Consider the following 15,631-nt stretch of genomic DNA (forward strand, 5'->3'; position numbering starts at 1 on the left):
TACTCGGCAGTGAACAAGTTGTGGCAGATTTTAGCAGCATAAGGTTATTTCTGAGCTGCCTACTCGGCAGTGAACTAAGAAAAGCCTGCCAAGGTGTGGATTGGTGCTTTCTGAGCTGCCTACTCGGCAGTGAACGTGGACCATGCAATGACTGACGATTACGGCGTTTTCTGAGCTGCCTACTCGGCAGTGAACTTGGCTCTAGCCCTTCTATTCCGCTCTGCTGCTTTCTGAGCTGCCTACTCGGCAGTGAACTGTTGATTTCCTTCGTTCTGTAGATTTTAAAGTTTCTGAGCTGCCTACTCGGCAGTGAACACTGACCAGGTTAAAACTGGCTCACCTGATGATTTCTGAGCTGCCTACTCGGCAGTGAACTAGGGCATTTAAACGAGCTGGGCGCAATGCTATTTCTGAGCTGCCTACTCGGCAGTGAACGCTCTAATATCGCGTTAGATTGGACGCTGCACTTTCTGAGCTGCCTACTCGGCAGTGAACACCAACTGGCGGAGATACTGGTGGCTCAACTGTTTCTGAGCTGCCTACTCGGCAGTGAACAATATCCGACCCAATGATGCACCGTCTATAATTTTCTGAGCTGCCTACTCGGCAGTGAACGCCTACGGCCTTGCTCTTAACTCAATCGACACTTTCTGAGCTGCCTACTCGGCAGTGAACTTTAAGGCCGGGCGACTTACTAAGTTTAACTTTTTCTGAGCTGCCTACTCGGCAGTGAACGCGGCTTTGCTGGCAACGCAGGTAAAAATGGCTTTCTGAGCTGCCTACTCAGCAGTGAACGACAGGCATTTTATTAAAAATAGAAAGCTGCATTTCTGAGCTGCCTACTCGGCAGTGAACGTGACGTTTACCCGCACAATAATAACGGCCCATTTCTGAGCTGCCTACTCGGCAGTGAACTTGAACGTATTACGCTTGAAAGGTATGCACAATTTCTGAGCTGCCTACTCGGCAGTGAACATTTCATCTTGGTTGCTCAGTTCAGCGGCCACTTTCTGAGCTGCCTACTCGGCAGTGAACACGAACTAAAAGCCTTCTTGACAGCGCCATGAGTTTCTGAGCTGCCTACTCGGCAGTGAACTATCCGTTAGAAAATGTTTTAGCTGACGACTTTTTCTGAGCTGCCTACTCGGCAGTGAACAATTATAATGCCTTGCATTATACGATTGTTCTTTTTCTGAGCTGCCTACTCGGCAGTGAACAATTGTTTACACAAAAACACACCTAAGCGCAATTTCTGAGCTGCCTACTCGGCAGTGAACTGAGAGAAAGAATTATAAAGCTAAATTTACACTTTCTGAGCTGCCTACTCGGCAGTGAACAAGAGTTTATACAGTGTATTCCTTCATTTTTAAAGAGCTTCTGGTGCTTTTTGTTAAAAATCCCCTTTTTTTAGCAACAGGCGTAAGTTATTGATTTACTTAGCCTGCTACTTTCCTTTAAAAAAAGGGTTAGAACCAAGGAACAGTTGCAGCTTGGCTTAATCCATAGCGATTAAACTCCCCTACTTGTGGTTTTTCTTGTGGTTTACTCTGTTTAATAAACAAAGAAAACTTTTGCTTACTGCTTTGGCTGTTAAGATTTACAAAAGGTAAACGTAGCTTTTTAGGCTGTGTTTTTTCGTAATAACTAAGTGCCTCCTTTTCACTAATATTTTTACGTTTAGCATAACGTCTTACTAAACGTTCGACACTAGACTTAGCTTGCACACGTTTAACTAGAATATGCTTTGTATTACTAGGGATTGCTTGTATTTCTTTGCAAAAAACATGGTCATGCATACCTTTTAGCCAAGTTGTAGTTTGCAAACTTTCTAATTCATGCTGCTTACCATGTAAACGTAAGCAATTACCTAGCCCGCGTGGGCTTAGGCTGTATTCAGGAAAACTTAAAGCAACAGTGAGTTGTGGGTGTTCTACCAAAGCCCTATGCAATTTACTAAATAGAGCATTCATCAACATGGCAGGCACAAAGTCAGGATCTGGCTGTAGTTGAATATCTAGGTAATAGTCCATTGTTTTAACCTGCATCGCCGAATACGCCACCACGAATTAAAATCGCCATCACGAAGTGTTGTTGTTCTAAATCAGGCACTTGATCTTTTAATAGCCAGTTATCTAGCAGGTTATAAAAATCCATTTTTTGCTTAGGCTGGCGATAAGCTTTACCTTGGGTAGTCACTGAACCGTAGGGCTCTACCGCAATTGGTCCTAAGTTCACAGTATCTTCTTCAATAGGGTACCAAGTGTCGATAGTACGCAAAGCATTACCCACTTTTTGTGAGTGCAAAGCTGCTACATCTTTAACCTTGTACAAGGTCTTACTTTTATCACCACGGCCACGATCAAGAATTAATTCTTGTGAAGGAAATACTTCTTGCCCTGCTCCCATACGTGCAAAGGCAGTCACTTCAAGTAGCACATGCTCGTCACCTGCTAAGCCTTCAGCAATTACTTGGCTTAATTTCTCTAACTCTGGTGTGGAATGGTCAAAGTTACGCAGTGAAAAATCTAAACCATTAAAAGTATAGATGTCTGCTGCTTTACCTTTAACTAAACGTGCAACATTAACTTCTACTTGTTCGCTACCAATGCGGTTGCGCCATAAAAAACGACCGCTCGCTAAGTTGGTTGCATAGCGTTTGGCTAATTCAGTAAATTTATTCGTATCTGCATAACCTTTTACTGTTTCAACCAGTTTTGCTTGGTAGTCGGCATTATTACAGGCTGAAGGTGTGCCAGCACCAGGTAAAATACGCATCGTAAAACGCATTTGTAATGTATCGTGTTGGCTATCTAAAGCCGCAATATCAACCGTTTGTAAGTTGGCATTTTCAATCGCAGCATCAACTTTAGTTGGATCTTGGTCTTTAGCTTTTAAGCGATTAGAAATAGTGCCGCGCACTGATTTCTCGCGTACTTCAATGGCTGGCCAATTGGCTGCAGTGGCACGCTCGTTCCAATCACCTGAAAACAGCAGGGCATCGGATGGATCAATTTTACGTTCAAATGCTAATACTGAGGCAGTTTTTAAAGTCGTTTTAGACATAATTTTCGCTCCTTGAAGCTTATTATTGATTAGTTTTGGTTAGGGTCTTTTGGTTAAGGTTTTTATTTAAACAACGGTAAACTCCCGCGTCATGGTCTGCGCTGGAATACCATAAAAGTTCATCTAAAGAAGCTAAGCGGTGCGGACTGCACCATTCGCCGATGGAATACATGCTTTCTACAAAACGAAACGGCACATTAGGGTCACGGGTATTTTGCACTTCTCCAGCTTCATACAGTTCAGATAAAGCACTGTAGCCAACAGGAATAGGCACTAGCCAGCCGCTGCCTTTTTCGCGGTCAGACTTCCATTCAAGGGTTTCTTTAACTTCACCACTGGCTTGCTCAGTTTGCGTTACAACACAGCGTTTATTTATACGCGATAAATCTAACCACGCGTCTAAGGCTGTTAATTCAGAATTTTCTGTCTGTAATTTTTTAGTGTGCGCTAGCAGTGCATCATCACGGCTAATTAGCGCAAAGCCAGGCAATAAACTGCGCTTTAGTTTGGCTAGATACTTTTCATCTGCTTCTTCGTCATCACCTAATATTTGTAGCTGTGGTGAATGCCAGTTTTTGGAGTTATAGATAATTGAACCACCAGCAAAGCGCATACTGCTAGCAAGCTTATAGATATCTGAAACACGCTCTTGTAGTAAATGATTATCTGCTGTATTGCCATCAATATAAGCACCAAAAACTAAGCTAACAGTCGCATGAGCACGTCCTTCTTCAGTTATTCCAGGTGTTTTACCATCCTTGCCTAAAGGATTACGGGTTAAGTTAAATTTTTTTACATAATTTCCATTAACTTGCGGCTCAAAGTCATGAATAACCATACCAATACTTAGTAAGTCTATTTCCCATTCAAAGGGAATTTTTCTTTGCAGCGCAAGCATAAAGCCCATTGCCGCAGTGATTGAAGGTGCTCCCCAAGTCATGGGGCTAGAAAGAGTATTTAGGTTTTGTACTTGTAGACGTGGTAATACAAGGTAAGCGTTATGCTCCATTTCCATTAGCTATCACTCCTTGCTGCTGTTTTCTGTAACTGTTTTAAGTCGTCAGTTATAAAACTTTCCCAGTGGCTATTTGTTTGCATTTCTTTTGCCCAGCGGCGAAACTCTATATCGCCTAGCTGGCTTACTTTCTTACCCAACTGCTGATTTAACCAGCGAGCAAAGTCTTGTTCTACCTGCTCTGCCCATTCTGAATTAAGCCAAGCTGCAGCAAAGTCTGCATCATGTAACGCACGTGCTGGGTCTAGCCAACAACGCTGTGCCAAAGGTAAATGACATTGTTCATCCACACTCCAACCAGCAGGCAGCTCTTGATACACAGCAGCATAAATAGTTAATTCATCAAGCAAACCATTCACCAGCCAATCAACTTTTTTACGCGTTTGTACATTAGAGGGCGGGCTACTTGCTAAAAACTCTTTAAGTTCATTTACCCAGGCTGCTGTATCACGGCGTTTTTCAAATACAGTAAAGATAGATGGCACTTTAAAAGGTGGTCGATTTTTTGTTGGCTTCCAGCTGGGTGGTAAAGAAGCTAATAAATAGTTAACACCGCGTCGTTTACTAGATAAAGAAGAAATACCTTGCGGGTTAGCGCCGCCTATCACCTGAACAGCTAACTGCGGATAGCTTCGAGCGATTCCGTCGTGCTGCTTATTGGCACGTACAGCATCACGTATTTCTTTTGATTCTGGGGTAAATCGATCAAAATCTATCTGCTCATACACTTTATGGGCTAACGTACTGGAATAAAGTGGTGCGAGTAACAGATAGTCTTGATTGTTATAAGGGTCATCACCTGCGAACCAAAATAACTGTTTAGCAAAGTTATGAGAAGCAACACCTTGCATTTTAGGCTGAGTAACATCAGCTAAAGCAGCTAGCCATGTTTTGCCTGTTTCTGGATCATCATGCAATGCTGCTTGCATATCCTTATCTTCGGCCAAGCAAAGCTTTAAAAGAGTTTTACCTTCAAATACTATCTGCAATAAAGCGTAAATATCTAATGCACCCGCATTACCAGTTACGTCATCAGTAAAGTTTTCTTTTAAAGCTTGAGTTGCTACCAAGTTGTGTTGAGGTAAATCTTTTGGCTGACAATACAAGCTGGTGGTTTTTGTGATGTGTGCATGAGGATAGGTGGCTTTTAGTGGATGCGTTACAACTTGAATTTGTGGTGAACGATCAATAGCACTGGCAAGCCAAACATCAGGTAAGTGACTATCTTGTAAAGCTTGATATTTAGGATCATCTATAGCTAGCTTTTCTATCCTTGCACTAAGGCGATCAGCTATAAAGTCATGCATGGCTTTACGTATCGCTTTTGCCCTACTGCTAAGTTTTTCTTCTGACATTCCTTCTCTCCAAAATTTGCAAAATCCAAAGCAAGTAAACTCATAGTAGCTTGCAGAAATTATAAGTCAACCGATTAACGCTTAGCTTTTAAAACTTAAAAAGCTAAATGAATTAAAAAAATACCTAAGTTAAAATTTTGTTAGAATAGCAACCCTGCCGAATAGGCAGCTCAGAAAGATTAACGCTTTGCTTTATAAGCATTTTACTGCCGAATAGGCAGCAGCTAGTTTTAGCCTGGGTGTTTTCATGTGGCGTTAAAAAAACCTAAGACTGCATGAAAACACCAACCCTGCTTACTTTCTCTTAAGCTTAGAACCCCGTATTTTTTTGCACAGCGATTAAGTTCCAGGTCTTCACTTTCTGCTTGGTTAATTAAAAGGGTTGGGTAGTCTTCTACAAACCAAGGGCTGATTCTTTCGCCTTCTACGCAGCGATCAGGCAAGCGTTTGAGCTGTGATTCTTCAATCAAGGTGTAATTATTTCCTGCAAAGTTTTTTTGCTTTTCTATCTTATGCAGTAAAAAATCATCTTCGTCTTCATTGGGCAGTAAAGCTAAGTCATCTTGCTGACCATCATCTTTCCTAAAAGGCTGTGCTTGCTGCAAAATTGCTAGCAAAGTTGCTTTAGGGGCTGTCCACCAACTATGTGCGCCCAGTGGCGGCGGAATATAGCTTTCTTTTGCTGTACTTTTCGCACGCCTGCGTGATGGGCCAGAACGCGGTTTTTTCGGCAGCATTTTTTGTTGTAGCTGGTAGTGTTCAATATCAACCAAGCTTAGTGTTTGTTCTAGTGTTTCTCGCTCTAAAATGCGTGGACGTGAATCAATAAATTGCCACTCCTGCTGCTCAAGTATTTCGGCTAGGTCTTTGCTTTTCAGTTTTACCCTATCCGTTTCAAAGCCCGGCCGTGTAAAAGCAGGCTTTTGTGGGCCAATAAAAGAGTTAATATTGCGCTGTAATAAATGAATATTGGTCGTTAAGTAAGCCTCTGGTCGATGCCTTCTTACCCGACCGACTAGTTGAATCAGTGAACGCATGGAAGAAGGTTCAACAATCGCCCAATCATAATCATGGTCGCGGCCTACTTCAGTGACTGGTGAACCCAACACAACAAATAAATGGTTTTGCTGATTAGACTCTTTAAGTAACTGCTTAATGCGCGGTAGTTGGAATACTGCTTGTGGCTTGTCACGGTTTAGCGTGGTGTCTAGCTCGTTTTCTATGGCAGAGCGTATTAAAAGTGGAAACTGTGAATGATATACAGCTAGGTGAACTTGTGTATTGGTTGGTACTTTTGCTTTAAACAGCGCTAACGCAATTTGAATCAGCGGCTTTATATTAGCCATACGAATCAAACCAAAACTGACTGTTTTTTGTGTATTTTCATCTATTGTATGGTTGGTTTTATGTAGCTCTAGCGCACTTTGTAGCATACGCTCGGCAAAGGCTTGGTGAACATCTTCTGGTTGATTGCTAGTACATTCAATCGGCACTAACTCACTAACCCGTCTTACTTGTTGCTTTTTAACTTCTTGGGCAAGTTTTTCAGCTCGCTCTTGGGCAAAGGCTAGATGGGCTTCTTTAAAAACTTCTGTGGTGGCGCAATCTGTAGCACTGCAACCATTTTCATCTATCCAGGCACAACAAATATCAATCGGCGTATTTGGCTCACCTCGGTTAGCTTGATATTGTTTACGCCCTGCTCGGTAAGCATCGTATAAGCCTTGTACTAAGGCGGGTGGCAAGGTAGCGGATGACAGCATTACCTTTGAACCTAATAATCCAGCCCAGTTGACTAATCTGGCTAAAGCAGGCAAATCTTCTAAGCCATAATCATCAATTTCATCTAACACTAAATCACTGGTCATTAAGCGCAACATAGGGGCTATTTGCCGCCCTCCACGCTGGCTTTCAGTTGCAGGTGTTAAGTGGTCTATCGTACAAACTAAAACAGGCGCAGCAACCAAGGATTTAATGTCTTTTTTGTGAAGTGTTCGAGTTAATAAAGGGTGTGCATCATAATCACCTTCATAAAGCACACCACTATCTTCGTCGATTAAATCTTGAACAGATTCTGAGCCCTGCTTTGCTGCTTGTTGTTGGTAATATTCAAACAAATCACGACTGGCAGAACCACCTACTCTTACTGCTAGCAGGTCTTCATCCAAGTGCATTTTATGTTCTCGATAAGCTTTGCCAGTTTGTAGGGTTAAAGTACGCAAACCTAAAGCAACGGAAAATCTAGCACCTTGGCTTGGCTCTGCTAAAGCATACATAATTCGAGCGTTAGCAAGCGTTTTACCACAACCAGTTGAAGCCATATTAACAATGAATGCACCTTGTTTAGCACTGCGTTCACGCATAGAAGTCGCTAAATCAGTGGCTTTATCTTGCCAACGGAATCGAGCTAAAGCACTGCGTTTACGTAAGCCTTTATGATTTTTTAAGGTGGGTAAAGAGCGTTCTAAATCAGGGAAACTGTGGCTAATATAACCGGCGTTAATAGCTACACCAACAAGGTGTTCTTCTAGCGTTTGGTTGTATTTACCTGTTTTTCGATCTGTATTGGCATAAAGCTTGTTTGTTGCTGTATGGAAGATTCGGTCTTTTTTATCACTAAGGCTTGAATAATGGTGGTCTGCTAGCATTAGGCTTAAACGTGATAAATGCATTAAATATAAGTTATCTAGCCAATCCGTTGCCTTTTCTGAGCCTTGCAGTTTAAGTAACCGACTTGCTAAACGAGCAGCTCTTTTTTGCCACACTGGATCGCTGGACGGTAAACCATTGCTAAAAGACCAATAAGGCTGGATAAGCTTTGCATCTGTTTCTAAGCAGGTTTGATTCCATTCAGCATTAATTTCTTTAAAGTAATAATCAAACTGGTCTGCTTTTATACTCTGCTCATCTTCAGGTTTGCTGGGTAAGCGGTGGTGAGAAACCACCAGCCAAGCCAGTGCAGCTGCTAAAGGTGGTAGGTTTTCAAAAGGTTTATCGGTAACGGTATCTAAACCATCGCGCTGTAAGTCATCTAGCCAAGCTGTTTGATTTATTTCACTTAAATTGACCATGCGTTCTAGCCAAGCGGCATCATCATCTTTGCCTACAAAAGCTTGAAACAAACGCAGTGAAACCCATTCGTGGCGGTACAAGTTTTTTCCTTGGCAGTCTGGCTTCCCAGCTAAACGGCCTTGAAAAGCATCGCAGGCTTTACCTAAATCATGCAAAAGGGCTGCAAAGGCACTGAGTAAGTAAATGTCCTCGCCTGTGTGCCAATCATTTTCGTCAGCTAAACGAAGAATATTACGTTGAGTTGTGTTGGTGGGTACTGCGCCTTCTGTATTGAAGTGGTTACTATTACCCACCACCCACATCAATTCACTATTATTCAAACCGCGAACCCAATGGCAAGCTACTGCCGTATTTTTGCGTGCAGTTTTACGCAACAAACGCCTGAGTGTTTTTAAGCCTTCATAGGTGATTGAAGTTTGCCAAGTGCGTTCACCGCGCCTTTCCGCAAATTGATCTAAAATTCGGCGAGTTTCTTTTAAAGCAGCTTTATTACATTCTGAAATTAATAAAATATTCACTTATCTATCACCACCTAAATGCAGGGCAATGTCTTGTAAGGTTTTGATCATAAAATCGAGTGCTTCAGCACGAGTTAGGTTATCTATACAAGTTTGGCGAAAGGCTTGTTCTTCATCACCCCGAGCAGCAGATATAAAAGCTTGTGGCAAAATCAAAGCATCTTTTACTAGGTCGGCGACATCAAACACCAAACCTCCTCGGCGAGTCTTTCCATGTAAAACAGCTAAACCATGCGGTAAACCAATAACCCAAGTGGCAGTTGCCCCCATGCCATAAGCTAAATAATTGCCGTGATCTAAAAAACGGTTGGCTGGGTCTACGCCTGAACCTCGTTTAGAACGAGTAAAGTCACCGTATTCAAGTGTATTGGCAGTGATTTTATAAAGGAGCTTGGTTAAACGTGCCTCTTCAGCTAGTAAAGACATATTGCTTGGGCAGGCTGCGATAGCTGTGCGAGACTTATTGAGAGCGTATTTTATTTGTTCAGCATCAACAATAAAGCCAGCATCTTTTAAACGTCGGTTAGTTAACCAATGCTTTTCGATAAAATTTAAGCGGGAATGCTGAAACAGCTTAGCTGCTTCTATTCGTAGTTCATCATCAAACCAGAAGCTAACCCACTGCTGCAGGTATTCTGTTGGCCGGTATTCGCTTTGAGGTGTTAACCAAGCAACTTCAACATCTACCTCATTCGCGCTAAATAAAGGCGTACCACCACCGCCGCAAAAGCCAACTAAAACACCTGCCTTAGCCAGTTCACGCATAGCGGCTTGTGTAATAGACGTACCTGTACCCAGTAATAGGCTGGTAGTGTTGGCAATGGGAATGTTCCAATACAGGGAACGGCGGGCTTCATCGGTTACATATTCAACACGACCACCATTAACCAGCACACGGCAGTATTGCAGGTAATAAATATTGGCACGTTTTGAATGTAATACACTTTTAAGATCAGACGGGCTTAGGTCTTCCATGAGTAAATCGCTCTTAATTATTTTATTTGTTAAAATACTTTAAACATTGTTTTTTTAGTAGGCAAGCTAACTTAGGCTTTCCTTATTGGAATCCTAGACAAACCCCCTTACACTAGCTGGGTTAAAATTGTTTAAGGATTAACATGCTTGCCCTTACCAACCTTCAGCAAAGCGAAATAAGCTCAGTAAAACGTATTGATCTAGAAAAATTTGTTGGCTACCCGTTTTGGTTAGAAGTGAACACCCTCAATCACCCTAGACCCTTGTTTTGGCATTCATTAGACGAAGAAGGCTTAACAACCAAGAGCGCTTTTTTAGAGGCAACAGGTTTTTCTTTAGAGATTTTAGTTCCTGAAGAAGAGTTAGCTAGATTGCCTAGTGAAATACTAGAAATAACTAATCTTATACCTGCCAAAAGCTGCCAAATTCTACAGGCTATTTTAATTAGTAGTGCGTCTACAGAATTAGCTTTGTCTAATCCTATACTGTTTATGCTGCTAGTTATAAGTGCTGAGAAAAATAATCTAAGCGAAGAAGGCTTTAAAAAATTAGTTATAGAGAAACGAACAGAAATTTTAAACTACCTTGGCTTGCCTGCTAAACCTTCTATTGTAAAAACACTGGCACGAACCGATTTATCCTTTGATTACTCGACAGATTTAGAAGTGATTCATCAAGTACTGAGTGATCCACAGTTTTTGTCGCTAATTCCGCATATCAAGCAACCCTGCATTCAACACTTTCACTTTATTAAGCGCTACAGGGCAAGATTAACAACTAACCTATTAAACTTAATTACCCCTAACACCAGTAAAAAAGAGGCAAACCACCTTCTGGTTATCACTCATGACTGTTGGCGAATGGGTATGCAGTTAAACCAGCTGAATGCTGCATCTTCATTAGCTGAGCTTGATGCACTGCATGATCGTTTAGTGACTCGCTACAATCTTCTTGATGCTGAGCAGCAGGAAGTATTCTATTTAAGACAATACGGTGCTTTTCCTAAGCCGCCTCTACCTGGTAATGAAGTTATTTGCCCCCTGACCTGTTGGGCAGATTTAATTCTTGAAGGTCGAAAAATGAAGCATTGTGTTTCTTCTTACCACAATCGAATCAGTGAAGGGCAAATTTTTATATATAAGGTACATGCCAGTGTACGGTTAACTCTAGCTTTAAATTCAAGAGAGAATGGCTGGGTGTTGGGTGAAATTAGAGGCGTAGCCAACAGCAACCCAAGTAAAGAAGATTTAGAACTGATACATGAATGGTACTTTGATGTAACCAAGCAAAAAAAGCCAAAAAGCAGGTTAAGAGCTTGGCTTAATCGTTAGTATCCGGCTAGAATGATCGCTGTACAAATAAACAGCTTTCTGGGTTGCTATGGATATTAATCAAACATTTACTGCGTTAACGCAAAAAACTTCTTCAGAGCTAAGTGAAACCTCAGAAATGACTGGTTTTCTTAGTCCTGCTGCTGGGGCTGAAACCAGCTCCTTGTCTTTAGATAAATACCTAGCACCTCGCCCCTCTTCGACCTACTATTGCCGTGTTGTTGGTGATGCTATGCAAAATGCAGGCATTAATGATGGTGATTTACTGGTTGTAGACTCATCGCTTAACCCAACCCACAACAGAGTGGTAGTAGCGGTTTTATTTGGTGAAATGATTGTAAGACGTTTAGTTATTAACAACTCAGGCAGCTGGTTGATAGCAGAATCAAGCAATAGCATTTACCAGCCAGTTAATATTAGCCGTTATGATCACGAAACCCTGTTTTGGGGTGTGGTTACTTGGACCTTGCATCAACCTTAACCTACAGAATAAGTTATTAGTCTAATAAAGTTAATTTTTTTGTTACTATTCTGCTAATATCAAGCTCTAAAAAAATAACACTGGAGTTTGTGATGCAAATCAAAAAATGGTTGTTAGTTAGTGCTGCTTGCTTAGCTTTTAGTAGCGCACCTACTTTCGCTCAAGAAACACGCGAGTTTTCAGTTTCAACGGTTTTATCTGATGCTTTTCCTTGGGGTCAAGCTGCTAAAAAGTGGGCTGAGTTAGTAGAAGAGCGTTCTGAAGGTCGTATTACGCTAAAAGTTTATCCTAATGCCCAGCTAGTATCAGGTGACCAAACGCGTGAATTTTCTGCCATGCGTAGTGGCTTAATTGATATGGCTGTTGGTTCCACGATTAACTGGTCTACCCAAGTTCCTGAAGTAAACCTATTTTCTTTACCTTTTTTAATGCCTGACAACGCTGCGGTCGATGCAATTACGCAAGGTGAAGCCGGTAAAATGGTATTTGATGCCATTGAAAAGCGCGGTGTTGTTCCTTTGGCTTGGGGTGAAAATGGTTTCCGTGAGCTATCTAACTCTCGTGCTGTATTAAGTCAGCCTTCTGATTTAGAAGGTTTAAAAGTCCGTGTTGTTGGTTCACCTCTTTTTTTAGATACCTTTAATGCCTTAGGCGCTAACCCAACACAGATGAGTTGGACTGATGCTCTACCCGCACTGACAACCGGTGCTGTTGATGGTCAAGAAAACCCCTTAGCCGTATTTGATGTGGCCCGTGCAGATCGAGCTAATCAAAAATACCTAACGCTTTGGCATTACATGAATGATCCGCTCATTTTTGGTGTTAGCAAGCGTGTTTGGTCGACCCTTTCTACTGACGACCAGAAGCTTCTTAAACAAGCAGCTTATGATGCGGGCCAGTGGGAAATCAAAAAATCACGTTCTGAGTTAGATGCAACACTACAAGCTATTCGTGATCGCGGTGTAGAAGTAACAGAACTAACATCTGAACAGCACCAAGCTTTTGTTCAAGCAACACAAACAGTGTATGAAAAATGGATTCCGCGCATTGGTAAAAAATTAGTAGACGCTGCACAAACAGCCATTAAAAATCGCTAATTTCTGCTAACTCTTAAGCCTAGCCTTGGTAAATTAAGGTTAGGTTTAGGTATCGCTGGTTACAATTATTTATGTCAAAAAAACGAACTCACCTTGAATCCTGGCTAGGAATAACTGCTTTAGTTGGTATTAGCGTTATTAGCCTAGCTAATGTACTAGTCCGTTACACTACTAATGCATCCTTTGCTTTTACTGAAGAATTCTCAGTATTTTTAATGGTTGTACTTGCCTTTTCTGGCGCTGCGGTTGCTGCAAGAAGTAATGAGCACATTCGTATTACCCTTTTAGAAAACTATTTAGGCTTACTTGGACGGCGTATTGTTTTTGTTCTGCAATGGCTAGGCAGTCTTATAGTTTTGGGTTTGGTCGTTTGGTATGGCGGCTGGTTAACTTATGAAGAATATACTTGGGAATCACTTTCACCCGGTTTAGGCTACCCAACTTGGATTTACTTAATTTGGTTACCTCTCCTTGCTAGTGTAGTTATTTTTCGTAGCACGCAAAGTCTCTTTAATCGCTTGCGTGATAGCGATATTAAAAGAGAGGAAGCACAATGACTCCAGATTTATGGATGCTATTAATTTTTGGTGCCAGTCTTCTTTTAGGTATGCCTGTTGCTTTTGCTTTAGGTTTAGGTGGTATTGCTGGAATCATTACGGGTTTATCACCCGATATGCTAGCAACACTAGGGACTAACACCTATAACAGTATTGCTAAATACCCGCTTATTGCTATTCCATTGTTTATTTTAACTGGCATTATTTTTGAACGGGCTGGTGTGGCATCAAGCCTAGTTAATTTTGCTCAGTCTCTAATTGGACGTAGGCATGGTGGGCTAGCGTTAGTAGCTGTGCTGGTCTGCTTAATTATGGGTGGTATGAGTGGTTCCGGCCCTGCTGATGCAGCCGCTGTTGCCATGGTTATGCTACCAAGTATGACTAAAGCTGGGTATCCGCGTCCTTTTTCTGCTTCTCTTATTGCTGCTGCTTCGTCTACAGCAATACTTATACCGCCATCTATAGCACTTATTCTCTACTCAGTAATGCTACCTGGTCTAGATTTACGTGCATTATTTGCAGCTGGTTTATTTCCTGGGCTACTGGCTGGAGCATCTTTACTAGTGCCAGCCTATTTTTTAGCAAAGCGTAACGGCTGGGAAACAAAGAATAGTTCAGATGAAGAATTACCATCAGTTAAAGCTAGCTTCATAAAAGCCATTCCAGCTTTACTAGCACCTGTTATCATTTTGGGTGGCTTACGCTCTGGCTTATTTACACCAACCGAAGCTGCTGTTGTAGCTGTTACTTATGGCTTAATTATCGGTACATTTGTTTATCAGCAGCTTAACTGGACTAGCTTAGTAGAAATGCTAAATGAAGCCGTTAAAATTTCTGGAATAGTTTTAATTATTATTGCTTTAGCAGGTATTTTTGCTTGGGCTGGTACTACACTAGGTACATTTACTCGCTTAGCTGACGCGATACTTTCTATTTCGGACAGCTCATTAGTATTATTATTTTTAGTTATGCTATTGGTCTTGTTGGCAGGTATGTTACTAGATGCTATTTCTATCTACTTAATCTTAACGCCTATTTTAGTGCCTTTAATTAATCACTTTGAATGGAATCCTGTTTGGTTTGGTATTTTATTAGCGATGAATATTGCTATAGGCCAGTTCACGCCACCAGTTGCTATCAACCTGATGGTTACCACTAAAGTTGCCAATATACGCCTAGAAGAAACCTTTAGTTGGGCTATGCTGTTTATGGTTACTATGTTTAGTGCCTTATTGCTGGTATTGTTCTTCCCACAAATTGCACTCTGGCTACCCGAATATCTGGGATATTCCACGACCTAAATATAATGCCCTGCCAGCTAGTTAGAAATAATGAGTTGGCAGGGTTATTTTCTGGATTCAACTTACTGGTTAAACTTACCCTTAAAATTAAAAAACTGCTGGGCGGTACGGCCACTATAGGAAGCACGTGCTTGGGCAAACTGTCTAGCTTCTTGCTGTAACTCCTGCCAATCGCCTTTGTACCCTTCAAAATAGCTTTTAACCAAAGCAAGGTAATCATCTAGGTTGCCTGAATAAAATGAAAGACTTAAACCAAACCTATCCGCTAAAGAAATACGCTCTTCTACGCTATCACTCAGGTGTAACTCACCCCGCTCACCTACTGTCGCTTGTTGGTTGTCGCTCATGTATTCAGGTACTAGGTGGCGGCGGTTGCTGGTTGCGTAAACTTTAATATTATCGGGTGGTGTTTCTAGCGAGCCTTCCATAATACTTTTTAAGCCTTTATATCCACTTTCACCGCTTTCAAAACTTAAATCATCGCAAAAAATAATAAAACGATAAGGTAATAGCCGCAGTTCATCAGAAATTTCAGGTAACCAACTTAAGCTTTCACGCGGAATTTCTATCACTTTTAATCCACTAGTATGATAACGGTATAATAGAGAGCGGATTAATGAGCTTTTGCCCGTGCCACGGCTACCCCATAGCAATACGTGGTTGCTAGCGGCTCCTGCTATAAACTGCTCGGTGTTTTTTATTAAAGCGGCTTTTTGTCTTTCAATTCCTAGCAGTTTGTCTAAAGGAAAAGCTGAGAACTCAATAATGGGCTTTAAGCGCTGTGCATGAACACGCCATACTGCGCCCTTGGCTTCTTGCCAGTTAATTCCAGCAGCTAAATTTAGTGACATAGTAAATTAAACCTT

General features: G+C 41.6%; 12 protein-coding genes and 1 CRISPR repeat array (1 of these 13 cut by a window edge). Of the genes, 5 read left to right on the top strand and 7 right to left on the bottom strand.

What is annotated here, in order from left to right:
- Window positions 1–1,337: a CRISPR direct-repeat array (repeat unit 28 nt; unit sequence TTTCTGAGCTGCCTACTCGGCAGTGAAC) (it extends 1,333 nt beyond the left edge of the window).
- Window positions 1,338–1,466: 129 nt separating this feature from the next.
- The 6 genes from cas6f to cas1f form a co-directional block, all read right to left on the bottom strand.
- A complete protein-coding gene (gene cas6f / locus BP27_RS0106315) occupies window positions 1,467–2,045 on the bottom strand; it encodes a type I-F CRISPR-associated endoribonuclease Cas6/Csy4 (RefSeq protein WP_211251289.1) in 579 nt (192 codons plus the stop codon).
- Window positions 2,035–3,063, bottom strand: a complete 1,029-nt coding sequence (csy3, locus tag BP27_RS0106320; RefSeq protein WP_027850835.1) for a type I-F CRISPR-associated protein Csy3 — start codon at window positions 3,061–3,063, stop codon at window positions 2,035–2,037. Before csy3 ends, cas6f begins: the two co-directional genes overlap by 11 nt.
- Before the next feature lie 22 nt (window positions 3,064–3,085).
- The gene (csy2, locus tag BP27_RS0106325; RefSeq protein WP_027850836.1) at window positions 3,086–4,078 is read right to left on the bottom strand and encodes a type I-F CRISPR-associated protein Csy2; all 993 of its coding nucleotides are present in this window, start codon (window positions 4,076–4,078) and stop codon (window positions 3,086–3,088) included.
- On the bottom strand, window positions 4,078–5,433 hold the full coding sequence (gene csy1 / locus BP27_RS15445; RefSeq protein WP_036239583.1) for a type I-F CRISPR-associated protein Csy1: 1,356 nt from the start codon (window positions 5,431–5,433) through the stop codon (window positions 4,078–4,080). Before csy1 ends, csy2 begins: the two co-directional genes overlap by 1 nt.
- 245 nt (window positions 5,434–5,678) lie before the next feature.
- Complete coding sequence (cas3f, locus tag BP27_RS0106335) at window positions 5,679–9,023, bottom strand: type I-F CRISPR-associated helicase Cas3f (RefSeq protein ID WP_027850837.1); 3,345 nt, start codon at window positions 9,021–9,023, stop codon at window positions 5,679–5,681.
- Entirely contained in the window at window positions 9,024–9,998 is a 975-nt protein-coding gene (gene cas1f / locus BP27_RS0106340; RefSeq protein ID WP_027850838.1) for a type I-F CRISPR-associated endonuclease Cas1f, read from the bottom strand.
- A 143-nt stretch (window positions 9,999–10,141) separates the two neighbouring features.
- Between cas1f and BP27_RS0106345 the strand changes: the two genes are divergently transcribed.
- The 5 genes from BP27_RS0106345 (at window position 10,142) to BP27_RS0106365 (ending at window position 14,765) form a co-directional block, all read left to right on the top strand.
- Window positions 10,142–11,329 carry a PcfJ domain-containing protein gene (locus tag BP27_RS0106345; protein ID WP_027850839.1) on the top strand — a complete coding sequence of 396 codons (1,188 nt, stop codon included), beginning with the start codon at window positions 10,142–10,144 and terminating at the stop codon, window positions 11,327–11,329.
- Between the two features lie 49 nt (window positions 11,330–11,378).
- Window positions 11,379–11,810, top strand: coding sequence for a LexA family protein (locus tag BP27_RS15450; protein ID WP_051610397.1), 432 nt, complete (start codon window positions 11,379–11,381; stop codon window positions 11,808–11,810).
- A 92-nt stretch (window positions 11,811–11,902) separates the two neighbouring features.
- A complete protein-coding gene (locus BP27_RS0106355) occupies window positions 11,903–12,907 on the top strand; it encodes a DctP family TRAP transporter solute-binding subunit (RefSeq protein ID WP_027850840.1) in 1,005 nt (334 codons plus the stop codon).
- A gap of 71 nt (window positions 12,908–12,978) precedes the next feature.
- Window positions 12,979–13,464, top strand: a complete 486-nt coding sequence (locus tag BP27_RS0106360) for a TRAP transporter small permease (RefSeq protein ID WP_027850841.1) — start codon at window positions 12,979–12,981, stop codon at window positions 13,462–13,464.
- Window positions 13,461–14,765: a TRAP transporter large permease gene (locus tag BP27_RS0106365; RefSeq protein WP_027850842.1), complete on the top strand. Its 1,305-nt coding sequence runs from the start codon at window positions 13,461–13,463 to the stop codon at window positions 14,763–14,765. Before BP27_RS0106360 ends, BP27_RS0106365 begins: the two co-directional genes overlap by 4 nt.
- A gap of 62 nt (window positions 14,766–14,827) precedes the next feature.
- Here the strand turns inward: BP27_RS0106365 and BP27_RS0106370 are convergent, their stop codons facing one another.
- Complete coding sequence (locus BP27_RS0106370) at window positions 14,828–15,616, bottom strand: ATP-binding protein (RefSeq protein ID WP_036239587.1); 789 nt, start codon at window positions 15,614–15,616, stop codon at window positions 14,828–14,830.
- Window positions 15,617–15,631: the final 15 nt, after the last annotated feature.

This window comes from Marinospirillum insulare DSM 21763 (genome assembly GCF_000686905.1).
Lineage (GTDB): Bacteria > Pseudomonadota > Gammaproteobacteria > Pseudomonadales > Halomonadaceae > Marinospirillum > Marinospirillum insulare.